The following is a 19,185-nucleotide window of genomic DNA, read 5'->3' as shown; positions in this document are numbered from 1 at the left end:
CATGCATTGACATCACAGACAACTAGGAATGCGATACAGGGTAGTGTACCTTATCTGACTTTCGACGGTGGTCGTACTCGTGCAGTTGATGCTAACGGTCTGCTTGGGATTACACTATCTAACGGAACTAATTACACGCCTTCTACCAATTTATCATCTACAACCCCAATCGTCTTGCCGGTTGAGGGGCAGAGTTTTGCTGATATTCGTATGTTCGTTCCTACTGATACTAATTCAGTCGATTTAAGTACTCTTATCGGTCCTCCTAATAATTATTGGGGGGATGATGATGGTGATTCAGACGTTACTGCTACAGGTTCTTTAAGTTTATCTATCGTCGATAAAAACGGTCAAACGGTATCACGTAATTCCGTGTTAACAATTTGTAACGCACCTTATAGGATTAAGTTATCCAGTACTAACGGTACATTATCAACTCGTTATGGCGTTCCTAATCGTAGTGATTTCAGTGCCCGTAGTGAGACTTATTACGTCAATCCAAAGGCTTCGCCTGTGGTTTGTTTCGTCAGACCTAATTTAATGTATGGTAAGCTTGGTGATGATCCTTATGACCCATCTTGGGATTTTGCTGGCCCAGCTTCGATGTGGGACCCTGATAGGGGGTTTCTCACTCAAAAAACAGACCCTCTCTATTACGGTCAAAACTTTCCTACTACAGGTCTTAATGGATTGTACTTTGATTTAGATATTAGTGGTAGTAGTCAGCCATTGTCTTGGTCTCCTGTTTCTCTGGGTGGTATCACAGTCACAATGTCTAATTCTACTGCTACAAGCGTTCGCGTTACTTTAACTGGTCCTTATGCTACCATATCCCAGCATTGGTCAAACAATCCTGGTCCTATTTCTAAACCTACTTTGCCTCAGACCTTCGAGTTGGTCGGTCGTGATACTAATGGTACTCCTGTTGTTAAATATGGTTTTACTTTGAAGCAGTGGTTCGTCAACCGAGGTACTATATCTGACACTTATTCTAATACATTATCTTGGTGTAATCGTATTGGTTATCGAATGCCTAGCGTAAGGGATTTAACCAACGCGGTTCGTACAGAATCTCCTGCTATCTCTGGCGCCACCCCTTCCTCACGGGATAATCATTATATGCGTCATATAGGTTCTGGTTTTTTCACTGAGTGGGGTCGTATGCTTGATTATACAACCATTGGCCTCACCAACAATCGGCTCTGGACTAGTGACCGGAATGGTAGTAACCAGTTTATCGTGTACACATACAACGGTATCGTGGGTTGGGCCTACGACAACGACTACGACTACAGCTACGGCCTTTGCTCCCATCCTTAGTTTTTATTTCTTCGTCCTTAATCCTTAGGCTGGGGGGGGGAGTGATAAAAAATAGTATTAGGTGATTAAAAGTAAGCTGACTCAAGGAGTCAACGTCGTTTAGCCATAAAAAGCGATTTTGCGGCTAAGCGGCGTTTGAATTACCCGCCTCGGCGGGTTTATTTTTGAGGTTTTTTATCGCAAAAAAGTTGAGGAGTGCGGTTTTTGAGGTTTTAAATTTTACTTAAAAAATTATTCAAATATCAAACTCACTAAATTTCTAATTCAAAGCCCTAAAATAAAATTTTCAAGGATCAATTGTTCTAATTTTAAAAATTTGTAATTGCGACATATTCAATTAAAACATTGGTTAACAAATTATAACTTAGATCCTTTTTAGAACATATTTACAATAGTTAACCCAATTGAGCGAAAAAAAGTGTTGCATCGTGTTTTTCCAATCACTATACTTTTTACACGGTTTTAGCTACAAGGCTAAAATTTGATATAAAAGTATAAAATTGTAAATAAATCAAAAAATTAATTGACAAGGTAGTCTAAAATGCATTATAATTTTCAACAGGCAACAGGCAACAGGCAACATGGCCAACCTATCTTTTAAATTCGTCTAAGTCCAACTCCCAGTTTAAATTTTTCACTGAAACTTATTTTTCCACGCAATCAAGTGAAATTCTGCGAATTTTCGCGCGATCGCTTCCGCGATCCTCTTCTCGATCTTTTTTCCGATCCTTTTTCCGGTCGTTTTCCGGATCCTCTTTCAGATCCTGTTTTCGATCATTTCCCAAATTATCCCGGCAAATTGTTTTTTTCGTGGTCTTTTTCCTTCCTTTTTCGGGGCACGCATTGACATCACAGACAACTAGGAATGTGATACAGGGTACTGCACCTTATCTGACTTTCGACGGTGGTCGTACTCGTGTGGTTGATGCTAACGGTCTGCTTGGGATTACGTTATCTGATGGTACGCAATATATGCCATCAACCAATCTTTCATATATAACCCCAATCTCCTTGCCGGTTGCGGGTCAGAGTTTTGCTGATATAAGTATGTTGGTCCCAACTAATACTAATTCAGTCGATTTAAGTACACTTATCGGTCCTCCTAATAATTATTGGGGTGATGATGATGGTGATTCTGGTGTTACTGCTACAGGTCGTTTAAGTTTATCTATCGTCGATAAAAACAATCAAGCTGTATCACGTAGTACCGTGCCAGAGATTTGTAAGGCACCTTATAAGGTTACCTTATCTAGTACTAACGGTACATTATCCACACGTTATGGGGTTCCTAATCATAGTGATTTCCGTGCTAGTTATGTGACTTATTATGTTAATCCTAAGGCTTCGCCTGTGGTTTGTTTTGCCACTCCTAGTTTGAGTTGGGGTTCAGATAATTATGCTGGCCCAGCTTCGATGTGGGCCCCTGCTAATGGTTTTATTCCTCAGTCAACTGGCCCATCCTCTTACGGTAGAAACTTTCCTACTACTGGCGCTAACAAACTGTACTTTGATTTACTCATTAGTGGTGTTAGTCAGCCATTGTTTTGGTCTCCAGTTTCTCTGGGTGGTATCACCGTCACAATGTCTAATCCTACAGCTACAAGCGTACGTGTTACTTTAACTGGTCCTTACGCTACTCAATCCCAGCATAATTCATCCAGTCCTATTTCTATTTCTATTTCTAAACCTACTTTGCCTCAGACCTTCGAGTTGGTCGGTCGTGATAATAATGGTACTTCTGTTGTTAAATATGGTTTTACTTTGAAGCAGTGGTTCGTCAACCGAGGTTCTAAAAAGGACAGGTATCCTCAAACCTTATCTTGGTGTAATAGTATTGGTTATCGGATGCCTCGCGTAAGGGATTTAACCAATGCATCTTGTCCGCCTGGCTCCTATTATGATTCTAGGTGTCGTGGTTCAGTCGGGGCCAGCCCTTCCTCGCCTAATAATCTTTACACGCGTCATATAGGTTCTGGCTTTTTCTCGGAGTGGGGCACAATGGATTATTATTCAGGCGCTGGCTTCAACAGCGGTTGGCACTGGACTAGTGAACCGTTTGGTAGTAAACAGTTTACCGTGGACTCACAATACGGTTACGTGCATGGGACCTACACCAACAACAACTACTACGGACTATGCTCCCATCCTTAGTATTTATTTCTTCGTCCTTAATCCTTAGACTGGGGGTGGGGGGTGATAAAAAATAGTATTAGGTGATTAAAAGCAAGCTGACTCAACGAGTCAACGTCGTTTAGCCATAAAAAGCGATTTTGGGGCTAAGCGACGTTTGAATTACCCGCCTCGGCGGGTTTATTTTTGAGGTTTTTTATCGCAAAAAAGTTGAGGAGTGGGGTTTTTGAGGTTTTAAATTTTACTTAAAAAATTATTCAAATATCAAACTCACTAAATTTCTAATTCAAAGCCCTAAAATAAAATTTTCAAGGATCAATTGTTCTAATTTTAAAGATTTATAATTGCGATATATTTAATTAAAACAATAGTTAACCAATTATAAACTAGATCCTTTTTAGAACCTATTTACAAAAGTTAACGCAAATGAGCGAAAAAAAGTGTTGCATCGTGTTTTTCCAATCACTATACTTTTTACACGGTTTTAGCTACAAGGCTAAAATTTGATATAAAAGTATAAAATTGTAAATAAATCAAAAAATTACTTGACAAGGTAGTCTAAAATGCATTATAATTTTCAACAGGCAACAGGCAACAGGCAACCTGGCCAACCTATCTTTTAAATTCGTCTAAGTCTAGCACCCAGTTTAATTTTTTCACTGAAACTTATTTTTCCACGCAATCAAGTGAAATTCTGCGAATTTTCGCGCAATCGCTTCCGCGATCCTTTTCTCGATCGTTTAGCGGATCCTCTTTTCGCACCTTCGATTTTTCTAAATTATCCCGGCAGATTGTTTTTTTCGTGGCGTTTTTCCTTCCTTTTTCGGGCCACGCATTAACTTCACAGACAACTAAGAATGCGATACAGGGTAGTGCACCGTATTTGACTTTCGATGGTGGTCGTACTCGTGTTGTTAATACAAACGGTCTGCTTAGGATTACGTTGTCTGACGGAACTAAGTACACGCCTTCAACCAATACTTCATCTTCTTCAAGACCTATCGTCTTGCCGGTTGCAGGTCAGAGTTTTGCTGATATCCGTATGTTGGTTCCTACTGATACTAATTCAGTCACTTTGAGTTCTCTTATCGGTCCGCCTTATAATTATTGGGGGGATGATGATGGTGATGCTAACGTTACAGCTACAGGTTCTTTAAGTTTATCTATCGTTGATAAATACAATCAAGCAGTATCACGTAGTACCGTTCCAACAATTTGTAAGGCACCTTATAAGGTTACGTTATCCAGTACTAACGGTACATTATCCTCTCGTTACGGTTTTCCTAATCGTAGTGATTTTAGTGAAAGTAATGTGACTTATTACGTCAATCCTAAGGCTGAGCCGGTGGTTTGTTTTGCAAGACCGAATATGTACTATGGTAGGGGTCATGAAGCTGGTCCTTCTTGGATGTGGGACCCTGCTAATGGTTTTCTCACTCAAAAAACAGACCCATCACTTTACGGTCAAAACTTTCCTACAACTGGCGCTAACAAACTGTACTTTGATTTACTTATTAGTGGTGTTAGTCAGCCATTGTCTTGGTCTCGAGTTTCTCGGGGTGGTATCACAGTCACAATGTCTAATCCTACTGCTACAAGCGTACGCGTTACTTTAACTGGTCCTTATGCTGGTCGTATTTCTACTCCATCTTTGCCTCAGACATTCGAGTTGGTCGGTCGTGATAATAATCGTACTCCTGTTGTTAAATATGGTTTTACTTTGAAGCGGTGGTTCGTCAACCGTCTTAATGTGTCTAGTACCACTTATCCTCGTACTTTATCTTGGTGTAATAGTATTGGTTATCGAGTACCTCGCGTAAAGGATTTAACCAATGCATCTTGTCCGCCAGGCTCCTATAACGATTTATCCTGTAGGGGTTCAGTCGGCGCCGCCCCTTCCTCACCTGATAATCATTACCAACGTAGAATTGATTCAGGCTTTTTCACTGAGTGGGGTTCTATGGGAGGATACTCTGGCACTGACTTCGACAGCCAAATGTACTGGACTAGTGATCTGGCTAGTGCCCCGGCTGGTAGCGCCCAGTTTGTCGTGCACTCATCCGAAGGTGAAGTGTCTTGGATTTACCCCAACACCAACCACATCTACATGCTTTGTGCCTATCCTTAGTTCTTATTTCTTCGTTCTTAATCCTTAGTCCGGGGGTGGGGGTGATAAAGAAATAGTGTGAAGTCATTAAAAGTAAGCTGACTCAACGAGTCAACGTCGTTAGCCATAAAAAAAGCGATTTTGTGGCTAAGCGACAAAAATGCTGGGCACCGAGGTGGTGGTTAAAAATATTGATATTAAAGGAGTAATATAAAATGAATATTGAAGATAAAATAGCGTTAAGTAAAAGTCCGGTTCAGTTTATTGCCGAAGGTAATTTTTTAAAGCTTTATAATCAATCATTATATGTGGTTCAGCAATTATTGGGTTTTAACTTAAAGGTAACTTATCGAAAAAAAGTTGAGGAGTGGGGTTTTTAACCTTATTTTTTATTAAAAATCAAAAATTAACCTTTATTCATTGCTTCTTAAGGTTTTGTTAATCTGTTTTTGTTAGTTTAGTGACACTTCTATTTGTGATTAATGAGGCAAAAGTTGGATAGGAATTTTAGTTGGCGTTCGTTGGTTTATGCGATTTTGTATTTCTGTTACTTTTCTTGTGCTTTGCAACTTTATATTGCGCTGTCAGGTCATGCTAATTTTATTGGGCTTCGCGATTCGATCATTTATAGTATGATTTGGTTGATTCCAGTCCTATTTTTTCCTCATTTTACCAAAAAATATGCAACCATTTATGGCATTATTGTCGGTGGGTTGTCGCTGATTTCTATTGGTTATTTTACGATATATCGACAAGAGTTTTCGCAGAGCGTTTTTTTTGTGATGGCGGAGTCGAACTATAATGAGTCACATGAATTTATTTCCCAGTACCTTAGTATTAAGCTCGTCGCCGTGCTGTTGATTTATATTTTGGTTGGGGTGTTTTTGTGGTTTAAGGTTAAACCGTTTTATGTCAAAAATATGACTAAATGGGTGGTGTCGATAATCATTGTGGTTTATGCGTTGATGCCATTGTTTATTAGTGTGGCGATTAAGAAGACTTCGTTTGAGCGCGCTACCCAGCATCTGTTAAGTCGGATGGAAACGACGGTTCCATGGCAATTGCTCAGTAGTTATATTGCTTATCGTTCTCAGCTTTCTAATATGGAAAAAATCTTAAATCATTTAGAAACCTTACCTGAATTCAAAAATTTAACTGATGCCAATGGTAATACACCAAGAACGTTAGTGCTGGTGATTGGTGAGTCAACGACTCGTAGCCGTATGGGCATTTATGGTTATGACCGTGATACGACGCCGTTAATCGAGCAATTTAAAAAAGATAACCCTGATTTTCTTGCTTTTAATGATGTTGTTTCATCAAGACCTTATACGATTGAGATTTTGCAACAAGCGCTAACTTTGGCCGATGAGCAACATCCTGATTTATATCTTTCTAAGCCATCTTTAATTCATTTGATGAAACAGGCCGGCTATAAGACTTTTTGGATTACCAATCAACAAACGATGACTAAGCGCAATACGATGTTGACGATGTTCTCTAAGCAAGCTGATGAGCAGTTTTATATGAATAATGATCGTAACCAGAGTTCCAGACAATATGATTCGTCGGTTTTTGAGCCGTTTAAGAATGTGCTAAATGATCCTACTGAAAAGAAATTTATTGTTATTCATCTGCTCGGTACGCATATGAAATATGAGCTGCGCTATCCGGAAGGTGAGGAGTATCAGCGTTTTAAAGATAAGACTGGCGTAAATTTTGATTTGGATAACGATAAGTTAAAAGTTTATAACAGTTATGATAATGCGGTCGCGTTTAATGATTTTGTTACCACTGAGCTGTTTAAGCTATTTAAGAATAGTGATCCAAATGGTTTTATTTTGTATTTTTCCGATCATGGTGAGGAAGTTTATCAAACGGCTCCACATGATGTTTTAGGGCGTAATGAGAAGGCGCCAACTAAAGCTATGTATACGGTTCCTTTTATGCTTTGGCAATCACCTAAGTGGTTAGTGAGTCATCCTAATAATCATTTTGAGTCTTATGTGAATCGAAAATTTAGTACTCAGGATTTGATTCATACTTGGTCTGATTTGGCTGGGTTAAGCTTCGATGATTATCAACCCGAAAAAAGTATTGTGAATGAAAAATTTGCACAGCCAACTCGATGGATTGGTGATCCTCATGGTAAAGAGGGGTTAACCGATTTCGATCAGCTCGCTAAATAGTGATTTACAGATAAAGTAAAGGTATGGTATTGTATATTTATACAGTTATTTTCTATATACTAATACCTTCATTATGCGAAAAATTATTCATGTCGATATGGATTGTTTTTATGCAGCTGTCGAAATGCGAGATAATCCACGTTATCGCAATGTGCCGATCGCCGTAGGTGGCGATCCACGTAAGCGTGGTGTGGTGGCAACTGCGAATTATATTGCTCGTCAATATGGTGTGCATAGTGCGATGTCAATGGCACAGGCAATTAAGCTGTGCCCTAATATCAAGGTCATTCCTGGTCGTCATGCCGTCTATAAAGAGGTTTCCAATCAAATCCATCAAATATTTAAGCGTTATACTCAAGCCATTGAGACGCTTTCGCTTGATGAGGCTTATTTGGATGTGACGGATTGTAAGCTTTGTCATGGTTCTGCTACGTTAATCGCCCAAGATATTCGACAAGCAATCTATAAAGAACTTGAGTTAACCGCGTCAGCAGGTGTGGCTCCACTTAAGTTTTTAGCTAAAATCGCATCTGATATGAATAAGCCAAATGGGCAATATGTGATTACACCCGATCAGGTTGAAGGATTTATTGAGCAACTTCCACTGAAGAAGATCCCCGGTGTGGGTAAAGTGACCGAGAAGAAGCTAGCAGAGTTGGGGCTTTATACCTGTAAAGATGTGGTTAATTATGATTTGACTAAGTTACTTAATCAGTTTGGTAAGTTTGGACGTATTTTATATGAACGTTGCCAAGGGATTGATGAACGCGAAGTCTGTAATGATAGGCAACGCAAGTCAGTTGGGGTAGAGCGCACGTTGGTTGATGATATTCACAGTTGGGATGAGTGTTTAGCGCAATTTGATCCGCTATTTGAGGAGTTGGAGAAGCGTTTAAGCAAAGTTCGCTCGGATCTCTCTATTGCTCGCCAAGGTGTGAAATTTAAGTTTGATGATTTTCAGCTTACAACTCAAGAGCATGTTTGGTCTAAGTTGGATAAAGCTGATTTGATTGAACAAGCTCATAAAGTTTGGCTAGAAAGGCGCAATGATCGGGGTGTTAGGTTAATTGGTTTTCATGTGACGTTGATTGATCCACAAGTTGAAAAGCAACTTATTTTTAAGTTTTGATTGATGATGTGTTGATTAGATGAGATGGGTTAAAGGATCTGATTTTAATTCGCAAATCAGATCCTTTATATTATTAAATGATTATTTTAAGCTTTGACCATTGGTCTTAATCACATTTTTATACCATTCGAATGACTCTTTTTTATAGCGTTTCATGCTTCCGTTACCTTCGTTGTCACGATCAACATAAATCACGCCATAACGTTTTTTCATTTCGCCAGTGGTGAATGAAACGACGTCGATAATCCCCCAAGCGGTATAACCAATCACATCAACACCGTCGTAATCCATCGCTTTTTGCATCGCTTTAATATGCGCGCCGAGGTATTCGATTCGTGGTTTATCGTGAATTTGGTTGTCGTGCTCAAGTTCATCAATCGCCCCAAAACCATTTTCAACAATAAATAGTGGTAGTTGATAACGATCGTATAAGCGATTAAGTGTGTAACGTAATCCTTCTGGGTCGATCGGCCAACCCCAGTCACTGCTTTTAATGTATGGATTTTCAACTGCATTTGGTAATGCACCATTGACGATGTTGTCACGGTTGTCGTTTTTAACATCCGCTTTTACGACCGTTGACATGTAGTAACTAAAGCCGATGTAATCAACCGTACCTTGTTTTAAACAAGCTAAGTCTTCTTCTGTAATATCAAGTTTGTAGCCTTCGCGTTCAAACTCTTTTAATGCGTATGATGGATAATATCCACGAACATGTACATCAGGGAAGAAGAAGCGTTGATGCATAGCAATTTCTGATGCCATCATGTCTTCAGGGTTACATGAGTATGGGTAAATTGGCACGTGAGAAATCATACAACCAATTTCAAAGTTAGGATTGATTTTTTTACCAGCAATAACCGCTTTAGCACTGGCTAATAATTCGTAATGCGCAACTTGGTAAAGCACTTCTTGTGGATTTTCACCTGGTTTAACTTGTACACCTGAGTTGGTCCAGAAGAAGATTGGGTTACTGGTGTCCATTTGGTTGTTGATTTCGTTAAAAGTCATCCAATATTTAACTTTGTTTTTATAACGTTCAAAACAACTTATAGCAAAACGTTCAAAAAACTCTACGGTTTTACGATTACGAAAACCACCATATTGACGAGCAATGTGTAATGGAATTTCAAAATGTGAAAGGGTAATAACCGGTTCAATTCCATTTGCAATGAGTTCATCAAATATGTCATCGTAAAATTGTAGGCCTGCTTCATTTGGCTCTAGCTCATCGCCTTTAGGGAAAATTCGAGTCCAAGCAATTGAAGTACGGAGGCATTTTAGTCCAAGTTCAGCAAATAATTTGATGTCTTCTTTATAATGATGATAGAAATCAATTGCTGTGTGATTTGGGTAAAATTTGCCTGCTTCGATATCTTGAGTGATTTGTCTTGCAACACCATGTGCGCCAGCGGTCATGACATCAACCACGCTTGGTCCTTTGCCCCCTTCATTCCAGCCGCCTTCGAATTGGTGAGCGGCTAATGCACCGCCCCATAAAAATGGTTTTTTAGTCATTTTTGATTCCTTGTTATTGCTTAATTTCGAATATGATATCGTCAAGATTCACGTCTTTATTTTCAGTTAATGTGATCAATTGGTATTGATCTGTATTAACAATAATAATTGGTGTAATTAATGGATAACCTGCTTGTTTGACCGCTTGTGGATCAAAGCTGATTAGCAAATCACCTTTTTTAACTTGTTGCCCCATACTGATGTGATAACTAAATTCGTTATTAGTTAAATTAACGGTATCTATTCCAACGTGAATTAATAATTCTACGCCGTTATCTAGGACTAAACCGATAGCATGTTTTGAACTTTCAAATACCGCACTAACTACGCCATCAAATGGTGCATAAACATGGTTATCTGTTGGTTCGATAGCAATCCCTTCACCCATTAATTTTTGTGCAAAAGCAGGATCTGGCACTTCGCTTAGTGGTAATGCTTTACCGATCATTGGGCTAGTGATGTTAACTTTATCAAGAACGACTTTTGGGGTGTCGTTTTCAATTTTTTCATCACTTTGTGCTTTTTCATTAGTACCAAAAATTTGCATCAAAATAACTGGCCCAAATAGTGCTATTGCTGAACCCAGTGCTACGCCGATGATTGAACCATAATGTTCTGGATTAATTGCATTAACAATAGTTAGTGGTCCAGGTAATGCTGCATAGGTGTAGTAGTAAGGCGTAAAGATACCAGCGACCATCCCACCAATTGCAGCACAAATACAGCCATAAATAAATGGTGTTTTAAAGCGTAAGTTAATTCCATAAATAGCCGGTTCTGTGATACCAAATAGACCCGTGATAAATGCTGAGATTGATACACCTTTCATCTCTTTTGAGCGAGTTTTGAGGTAGAATCCTAAGGCTGCACCGACTTGTCCAATTACCGCGATAGTTTGGTAGGCTTGGAAAGAGTCCTTACCATATTGGTTAATGTTTTCGATAATAACTGGTGTAATACCCCAATGCACACCAAATATAACCAGAACTTGCCAAAATGCCCCGATAATTGCACCCGCGACCCAAGGCGCAAGGTTTACAATCCAGTTGTATCCGCTTGCAAGGTAGTGCGCTGCACCCGCTGTAATTGGTCCAATTACTAGTAAGGTTAATGGAACCATAATGACCAAGCAGATTAAAGGCATAACGAGTGGCTTAATAATGCTGTGTAAGCGAGGTTCTAAGAAACGTTCTAGATAAGAGAGTAACCAGACTAAAAATAGTGGTGGTAATACTGTTGACATATAGGTGGTTTCCGATAGCGGTAAACCAAATAGATCAAAAGTTCCCCCATTTTTTATTGATGCTGCAATTTCTGCCCATGTTGGTGATAGTAGCGCTGCACAACATGCAACTGCAATATAGATGTTGCAACGGAAATGTTGCGATGCAGTAATGGCAATAAAGATAGGTAAAAAGGTAAATGGCGCCCATGAGATAAAGCTAAATACTTGGCAAGTGCCAGTTTGTTCAAATTCTGGATAGGCAAGCTTAATTAAAATTAAGATCCCTTGTAATATCCCCGCACTAGCTAAAACATAAACGAATGGGGCAAAAACAGCTGACATTGTTGCGATAATACGATTTAACATACTACTTTTGCTATTTACATCAATTTTATTGTTTCCACTCATCAATTGAGTAAATGCATTATAGACTTTGTCAACATTGGTGCCGATAACAACTTGAATTTGTCCACCTTTTTCAACCACGGTGATAACACCAGGTAAACTGGCGATTTTCTCTTTCGCTTCTGCTGGAGTGGTTTGAGTAACAACACGCAAACGAGTTGCACAACGCGCGACAGAAACAATATTATTTTCGCCGCCTAACTCATTTAATATATCAACTGCTAATTTATTATAATCTCTAATTTTAGATGACATCAATTAAGCTCCTTTTAACAGGTAAGAGAGCATATCTTATCCTTAAATTGAAAATTGTTAATGACCAATTTTATTGTTTGTGATCTAGATCGCGTTTTCTAGCAATTTTGATTTATTTAATTAACGATAAGTATAGAATGTCAATCATTTATACCAATATCAAAGAACGATTAATGTTAAAATACCAAGATGTGGCAAAGAAAATTCAACAGTCGATTTACCAACAAAATCTGCCTAAAGATACACAATTGCCTAATATCGAAGGGTTAATTCAACGATATCAAGTTAGTCGTACCACCATTATCAAAGCACTTAATCGCCTTGAAAGGCACGGTGTGATCTATCAAATTCAAGGCAGTGGTATTTTTGTTAGGCAACCCAAAAAACGGGGTTATCTGAATTTTTTAGAGAGTCATGGTTTTAGTGTTGACCTAAATGATTTACCAGGCGCTTCACAAGTATTTAATGTTGACGTTATTCAGCCTAATGCCAAAGTAAAAGAGAACTTACAGTGTGAAGATGGTGAGGAAGTCTATTATATAAAACGATTACGTTTGGTTGAAGGCAAGGTTTATGGTTTTGAGCAATCTTATTATCGTAAAAAGATCATCTCTTACCTTAATCGGGAAATTGCCGAAAACTCAATTTTTAGTTACGTTAAAGAGATTTGTAAAATCAATATTGGTTTTTCTGATAAATATTTCAAAGCGATAAAATTAGATGAGGAGATCGCCCCTTATTTAGGATTAAAACCTGGCGATCCCGCTTTATGTGTTGAAGAGATTTTTTATACTACAGCAGGCGAACCTTTCGATTTTTCAAGAATTATTTATCATTACGACAATGCAAAATTCTATGTACAAAGTCATTCAAAATAGTCGAAGGTATTTCATTTAGTTAATAAAATAAATTACTAACTAAATGAAATTTTATCAATTTAACAGCTACTACTTTTGTTCAACTTTTTTAAGTGTTTCGAATGTACCTGATAAAGTTAATGTGACTTCATATTCTGGTGGGGTATTGATATCTACATCCATAGCATCATCAACACTTCTATCCATACCTAGATAACGTTTTTGACTTTTGGCGTTGTTAAATGATGAATATGATGTATCAAAATCTCTTGAGTCAAGTGAAAGTGTAATTGGTGCGCCTAGTACATACTGTTTATCCAGTAATCGTTCAACTTTAGCGCTCAATTTGTTTAGTAAAAGGGTTTCATGCTCGTTTAGCGCAGCTTGAATTGCTTCAGGTGAAACACTATAAGAGATGTTATTGTTGACTTGCATCTTTAATTCTTGCGCTTTAGCAATAATTTTACCAATAAGATCTAATTTATTTATTTTTATTTTTAGTGTGTTATTGACGAAATAGTGTTTTTCTTCAATTTCTTTAGCCTCCATTTCGCGTACCATATATTTTTTAATTGATACGTTCGTTAAGCCTATCTTTTTTAATTCGTTAGCGATATTGTTAAAGTCTTTGTACAGATCATCCTTTGCTCTACTTTCTCTATTACTGGTTGTAGCAATGGAGAATTCATAGTAGTTAGTCAAATTTTTATCGTCAATCTGATAAATGTTGTTTATACCATATTTATCAAGTATTTTATTAAGATTGATGAAGCTATCATTATTATCAATCGTTAATACAACATTAAGAATAGCTGCATAAGTGGTATTGTTTTTACTATCTGGTTTCGTCACAGTTCTAACACTGTTTTTGTAGTCGGTGGTAACTAAATTATCGTCGGTAATATTAAGTGTATTTAAATAAGTTTTTAACTTCTTCATTGTTTCGACATTAAGATTAGAAGCTTCCGTTGATGTCTCACCCTCTGTTTCTAAAGTTACATAAAATTCAACTGTATCGGGTTTTAATATAATGTTATCAGTAATTTTGGAGGTGATTTCTCCAACAGGGATAAGGTTCTTTCCATATTTTAATTGCTGTAGTTCTAAATAATTATTGCTAACGTTTAACGCATTATTTTGGGCGTGAGATGGAAAGATGGTACTCATATTCATTAATAGGATTAATAATAAGGTTTTTTTCATTTTATTTCCTTTATTCAGTCTAGTGAAATGGGCTAGTAAAGTAGGTTCAATGTAGAAAGATAAGATGATTATAATTAATATAATTGGAAAGTTGTAAAAAAATTGTAAAACTTTATGAATATAAAAAAGCGTCTTACGACGCTTTATTATTTTATTCCATATTCAGCACGATAGGCTTCGACTTGGGTGACTTGGTCTTTGCGTGATGGATCTTGGTAGAGGTATTGGATCAAATCATCTAAAGTAATAATTGAAATTACATCACAATGATAAGTCTGTTTGATTTCTTGAATAGCAGATAAATCACCTCGGCCTTTTTCTTGACGATCTAAGCAAATCAATACGCCAGCAAGTTTAGATTGATTGTCTTCCAAAATTCGCATTGATTCACGAATTGCTGTACCAGCGGTAATTACATCATCAACTAACATAACGCGTTGTTGATATATTGAACTACCTACTAGATTACCACCTTCACCATGGTCTTTCGCTTCCTTTCGGTTAAAGCAGTAAGGAACATCAACATTGTGGTGTTCAGATAGGGCAACCACTGTTGATGAAACGATTGGAATGCCTTTGTAGGCTGGACCAAAGATAACATCATATTGTAAATCTGCATCGATCAATGCAGCGGCATAAAAACGACCTAATAACGCTAAATCTTTACCGGTATTAAATAGTCCTGCATTAAAAAAGTAAGGGCTTTTTCGACCTGATTTTAAAGTAAACTCGCCAAATTTTAATGCTTGCCTATCTAAAGCAAATTCTATAAATTCACTTTTATATGATTTCATCGATCCTCTCCAATTAATCTTTTAAAGCTTGTTTTTGTGCTTCTGTAATAGTTTTTATGCCATTTTTTGCTAGTTCTAATAGGGTTAATAATTCTTCATGACTAAATGGTTCACCCTCGGCAGTGCCTTGAACTTCTATGATACGACCATCATCTGTCATAACGACATTCATATCGGTTTCAGCATTAGAATCTTCAATGTATTCTAAGTCGCATAGAGCTTCACCGTTTACAATGCCTACCGATACGGCAGCCACTAAAGATTTAATTGGATTTTCTTTGATTTTGCCATTAGAAATTAATGTGTTTATTGCATCAACGAGTGCAACACAAGCTCCGGTGATCGATGCAGTTCTTGTGCCACCATCGGCTTGAATAACGTCACAATCTAAGGTAATGGTGTACTCACCTAATAATTCAAGGTCAACCATCGCACGCAGTGAACGGGCAATTAGGCGTTGGATTTCCATTGTTCGGCCAGTTTGTTTGCCTTTTGCAGCTTCTCGTTGTGTTCTTGAATTTGTTGCGCGAGGTAACATGCCATATTCAGCAGTGATCCAACCTTGATTTTGACCTTTTAAAAAGCGGGGTACAGATTCATCAATTGTTGCATTACAAAGTACTTTGGTTTCACCAAATTCGACTAATACAGAACCTTCTGCATGCTTAGTGTAATGACGGGTTATTTTGATTGGGCGGACTTGTTCCGCAGATCGACCAGACGGGCGCATGCAATTCTCCAGCAGTTTATTTTATCTTCGAATTAATTTTTTAGGGGGACATCAACAAGAAAGCGTCGATGTTTAGCCTAAGCTAAGGGCACATTATACAGAATTTGTGATACAATGCACACTAAGTTTTTATAAATTTAGGAACCTATTATGATTTCTAGTATGACCGCGTATGCGAGAAAAGAGTTGAACCAATCATGGGGTAATGCGTCTTGGGAGTTGCGTTCGGTCAATCAACGCTACTTAGAAACCTATATTCGATTACCAGAACAGTTTCGCTCACTTGAGCCGATCGTTCGTGAGCGTCTTCGTGCTCGATTAACTCGCGGAAAGATTGAATGCAACTTACGCTTCGAACTTGATCCCGCTACTCAGAACCAAGAGTTATCATTAAATATTGAGCTGGCTAAACAGATATTAAATGCAGGTGATTGGATTAAACGGGAATACCAAACCGGTCCAATCAATCCGCTTGATGTGTTACGTTGGCCGGGAGTGATGTCGAGTAAAGAACAAAATTTAGATGCAATTTCGCAAGAAATTTTAGCTTTACTTGAAAAGACAATCGATGAATTTATCACTGTTCGTGAACGTGAAGGTAAAGCCCTAAGCGAATTAATTACTCAACGCTTAGACGCTATAACTATCGAAGTTAATAAAATTCGAGATTGGATGCCACAAATCTTAGATTGGCAGAAAGAGCGTTTAAAAAGTAAACTAGAAGAAGCCAATATTGAACTTGATAGCTCACGTCTTGAACAAGAAATTGTGATGGTTGCACAAAAAATTGATGTGGCTGAAGAGTTAGATCGATTAATGACTCATGTTAAAGAAACTTATGCAATCTTAAAGAAAAACGAAGCAGTAGGGCGCCGACTTGATTTTATGATGCAAGAATTTAATCGTGAATCAAATACCATCGCTTCAAAATCAATTAATGCGGATGTAACTGCAAGTGCGATTGAACTTAAAGTATTGATTGAGCAGATTCGAGAGCAAGTACAAAATATCGAGTAATTTAATGAGCAAGTATTATGGCATATTAGCTATTATCTCCGCTTCTTTATTATGGGGGACAACGGGCACAGCAGCAACGTTTTCCCCATCTTTATCCCCTTTATTTATTGGCGCTTTTGCTATGGGTATTGGTGGAATATTGCAGTGTGGTTTAGCAATATCTAACATTATCCAAGCACGTTCGTTATTAAGATTGCATTATCCTCTTTTAGTCGTTGGTGCTATAGCGGTTGCTATCTATCCTTTAGCTTTTTATTCTTCAATGCGGTTATCAGGAGTTAGTATCGGGACAGCCGTTTCGATAGGTTCAGCCCCAATTTTGTCAGCTATCATTGAATATTTAAGTCGTGATTTTCAATTTACGAGACAGTGGGCTATTGGCGCTTTATTAGGAATTATTGGCATGATTATGTTGTCTTTTTCTGATAATGAGACATTTCAAAATAATCATGTTAGTTGGGGAGTTTTATTAGGATTAGTTGCTGGTTTTACTTATGCGCTTTATTCATGGTCAGCACGGCAATTAATGTTAAAAGAAATTAGTAATAAAGCAGCAATGGGTGCGACTTTTGGTTGCGGAGGATTACTACTGATTCCTGTAATGGTTATTACTGGTTCAAATTTTTTGACATCATGGAATAATATTATGGTTGGTTTTTATATGGCCTTTATTCCGATGTTTTTGGGTTACCTGTTTTATGGTTATGGATTATCAAGAGTATCTGCCAGTATAGCTATCACTATCACGCTTCTAGAGCCTGTTGTATCCACAATTTTAGCTATATCAATTGTTGGTGAAACATTATCTTTAATTAATTGGATTGGGATGCTGCTGATTTTTGTCTGCTTAGTTATGGTTATTTCTTCAGGCCTGAATAAAAATTCATCTAACTAGATACATTAGTTATTCTGAGAATGATGCTAACGCATTAGCTAATTTACCTTTTTATACTCCCTTTCACTTATTTGGATTATTAAAATAAAAATCTTTACTTTTATCTAGTCTAATAAACTTTACTTTTCATAGAGCATGTTTAAAATGCACCAGTCAAATTAATAACTCAGTCCTAGTTATTGGAAAAAATAACAAAAATTGACAATTATCATTTAAACATAGCTAGAAGTTTTTTTATTAGTATTATAATTTTTAAGGAATAATAAGGAATAAAACAATGAGCTCTACAGTTAGTCATTATCAGTTATCACAAAAATTTAATCCGCTTTTAACCATTATCTTTACTATAATAGGTATTATAGTCGCAATTGCTTTGGGTATTATCTATTCAATCATCTCTTATTATTCTCCGTTTGTTATAATTGATATTGGTTTAGTCGTTGTAATGGGATTAGGGTTAGCCTATCTTGCTTCATTTCTTGCAAAAGCAGCAAAAGTAAGAAATACCATGGTTAATTTTTTTATGGCATTCTTTATCTGTTTATTTGCTTACTACTCAAGTGTATGTGGATTTGAAGTAGGCCTTTTTTCGGGTGATTTTACAGATTATATTAAACTATTTTTTTCACCATTCACTGTCGTTGACATCATGTTTGATGATATTCTTCCAAACCGTGAAATATCCATCACCAGAAAATCGAATACAAGTCACATTTCTGGTTTAATGTTGGGTGTTGTTTATTTAATTGAGTTGCTTGTTTTCTTCTATCCATTAATCGTTTCATTTCATATTGACGATTATTATTGTGAAGATTGCCAAGCATGGTACAAAAAATATCAATTCTTCTCATCAAGTAACCAAAGCCTAGAAACTAAACTTTCTGCTAATTTAACTGGTAGTTATGCCGATGCATTATCGCAAACAACTTTTTATACTGATACAAAAGGAATACTTAACCAAGTCGATCAATCAGCAGGAAATATCGATGTATTAGAATATCAATATTGCCAATGCCCAAAATGTCGTCAGAAAAGCATTCTTACCATAGAGAAGAAATTGTTGAAAAAAGACAAAAAAGAGTATGAATTAAAAGGTGTTAGTGATGGATTTATAGTCCAAGATGCCTATATCGATAACAAAACCGATGCATTATTTGAAAAAGAAATCTAAACTCGATAAATTAGATAAACTAAAAAGGGACTCAAGTCCCTTTTTTATTGAGTAAAATAAAAGGTTACTGAAATCCTTTTGATGATAAAAATTGGGATTCTACTAATGATTTCTTGATGGATCGTGATTGATCCTGATTGATCGTCATTGATCATCTTTTTTCCCTCAAACTAACCCATAAGTCATTAATGATGATCTTCGAGCATAGACTTGTTTGAATGTTAGTAAGGATCATTTATC

At 37.2% G+C, this 19,185-nt stretch carries 15 protein-coding genes; 10 read left to right on the top strand and 5 right to left on the bottom strand.

From position 1 onward, the window contains the following. From A9G08_RS11640 to dinB, 6 genes are all read left to right on the top strand, one after another. The coding region (locus tag A9G08_RS11640; protein ID WP_176701499.1) for a hypothetical protein at nucleotides 1-1,320 on the top strand (1,320 nt) is incomplete at its 5' end. Nucleotides 1,321-2,163: 843 nt separating this feature from the next. Then, the gene (locus A9G08_RS00210) at nucleotides 2,164-3,471 is read left to right on the top strand and encodes a hypothetical protein (RefSeq protein ID WP_141673888.1); all 1,308 of its coding nucleotides are present in this window, start codon (nucleotides 2,164-2,166) and stop codon (nucleotides 3,469-3,471) included. A 781-nt stretch (nucleotides 3,472-4,252) separates the two neighbouring features. Continuing rightward, entirely contained in the window at nucleotides 4,253-5,578 is a 1,326-nt protein-coding gene (locus A9G08_RS00205; RefSeq protein WP_141673887.1) for a hypothetical protein, read from the top strand. Nucleotides 5,579-5,772: 194 nt separating this feature from the next. Then, nucleotides 5,773-5,937, top strand: coding sequence for a hypothetical protein (locus tag A9G08_RS11635; protein ID WP_176701498.1), 165 nt, complete (start codon nucleotides 5,773-5,775; stop codon nucleotides 5,935-5,937). Nucleotides 5,938-6,051: 114 nt separating this feature from the next. After that, nucleotides 6,052-7,746 (top strand): phosphoethanolamine transferase CptA, encoded by a 1,695-nt coding sequence (gene cptA, locus A9G08_RS00200; protein ID WP_218058359.1) that lies wholly within the window; start codon nucleotides 6,052-6,054, stop codon nucleotides 7,744-7,746. Between the two features lie 73 nt (nucleotides 7,747-7,819). Further along, nucleotides 7,820-8,875 (top strand): DNA polymerase IV, encoded by a 1,056-nt coding sequence (dinB, locus tag A9G08_RS00195; RefSeq protein WP_065561749.1) that lies wholly within the window; start codon nucleotides 7,820-7,822, stop codon nucleotides 8,873-8,875. 81 nt (nucleotides 8,876-8,956) lie between these two features. Here dinB and A9G08_RS00190 read toward each other — a convergent pair whose 3' ends face one another. Together A9G08_RS00190 and A9G08_RS00185 are read right to left on the bottom strand one after the other, a co-directional pair. Next, entirely contained in the window at nucleotides 8,957-10,393 is a 1,437-nt protein-coding gene (locus A9G08_RS00190; protein WP_065561748.1) for a 6-phospho-beta-glucosidase, read from the bottom strand. 13 nt (nucleotides 10,394-10,406) lie between these two features. Continuing rightward, a complete protein-coding gene (locus tag A9G08_RS00185) occupies nucleotides 10,407-12,278 on the bottom strand; it encodes a glucose PTS transporter subunit IIA (RefSeq protein ID WP_065561747.1) in 1,872 nt (623 codons plus the stop codon). 137 nt (nucleotides 12,279-12,415) lie between these two features. On the opposite strand from A9G08_RS00185, the gene A9G08_RS00180 reads away from it, so the two are divergent. Beyond that, nucleotides 12,416-13,156: a GntR family transcriptional regulator gene (locus A9G08_RS00180; protein WP_081299422.1), complete on the top strand. Its 741-nt coding sequence runs from the start codon at nucleotides 12,416-12,418 to the stop codon at nucleotides 13,154-13,156. A 69-nt stretch (nucleotides 13,157-13,225) separates the two neighbouring features. On the opposite strand, the gene A9G08_RS00175 is transcribed toward A9G08_RS00180, so the two are convergent. The 3 genes from A9G08_RS00175 to rph all read right to left on the bottom strand — a co-directional run bounded on the left by A9G08_RS00175 (nucleotide 13,226) and on the right by rph (nucleotide 15,862). Next, nucleotides 13,226-14,338: an SIMPL domain-containing protein gene (locus tag A9G08_RS00175; RefSeq protein WP_065561746.1), complete on the bottom strand. Its 1,113-nt coding sequence runs from the start codon at nucleotides 14,336-14,338 to the stop codon at nucleotides 13,226-13,228. Nucleotides 14,339-14,484: 146 nt separating this feature from the next. Further along, nucleotides 14,485-15,132, bottom strand: a complete 648-nt coding sequence (pyrE, locus tag A9G08_RS00170; RefSeq protein WP_065561745.1) for an orotate phosphoribosyltransferase — start codon at nucleotides 15,130-15,132, stop codon at nucleotides 14,485-14,487. 13 nt (nucleotides 15,133-15,145) lie between these two features. Then, nucleotides 15,146-15,862, bottom strand: coding sequence for a ribonuclease PH (gene rph, locus A9G08_RS00165; protein ID WP_065561744.1), 717 nt, complete (start codon nucleotides 15,860-15,862; stop codon nucleotides 15,146-15,148). A gap of 150 nt (nucleotides 15,863-16,012) precedes the next feature. Between rph and A9G08_RS00160 the strand changes: the two genes are divergently transcribed. The 3 genes from A9G08_RS00160 (at nucleotide 16,013) to A9G08_RS00150 (ending at nucleotide 18,945) form a co-directional block, all read left to right on the top strand. Next, nucleotides 16,013-16,879: a YicC/YloC family endoribonuclease gene (locus A9G08_RS00160; RefSeq protein WP_065561743.1), complete on the top strand. Its 867-nt coding sequence runs from the start codon at nucleotides 16,013-16,015 to the stop codon at nucleotides 16,877-16,879. A 4-nt stretch (nucleotides 16,880-16,883) separates the two neighbouring features. After that, nucleotides 16,884-17,774 (top strand): DMT family transporter, encoded by an 891-nt coding sequence (locus A9G08_RS00155; protein ID WP_065561742.1) that lies wholly within the window; start codon nucleotides 16,884-16,886, stop codon nucleotides 17,772-17,774. Between the two features lie 277 nt (nucleotides 17,775-18,051). Then, on the top strand, nucleotides 18,052-18,945 hold the full coding sequence (locus A9G08_RS00150; RefSeq protein WP_065561741.1) for a hypothetical protein: 894 nt from the start codon (nucleotides 18,052-18,054) through the stop codon (nucleotides 18,943-18,945). Nucleotides 18,946-19,185 lie beyond the last annotated feature (240 nt).

The organism is Gilliamella sp. wkB195 (assembly GCF_001690445.1).
GTDB lineage: Bacteria > Pseudomonadota > Gammaproteobacteria > Enterobacterales > Orbaceae > Gilliamella > Gilliamella apicola_E.
The sequence above is the reverse complement of the archived record's forward strand: the minus strand, read 5'-3'. Positions and strand labels throughout refer to the sequence as shown.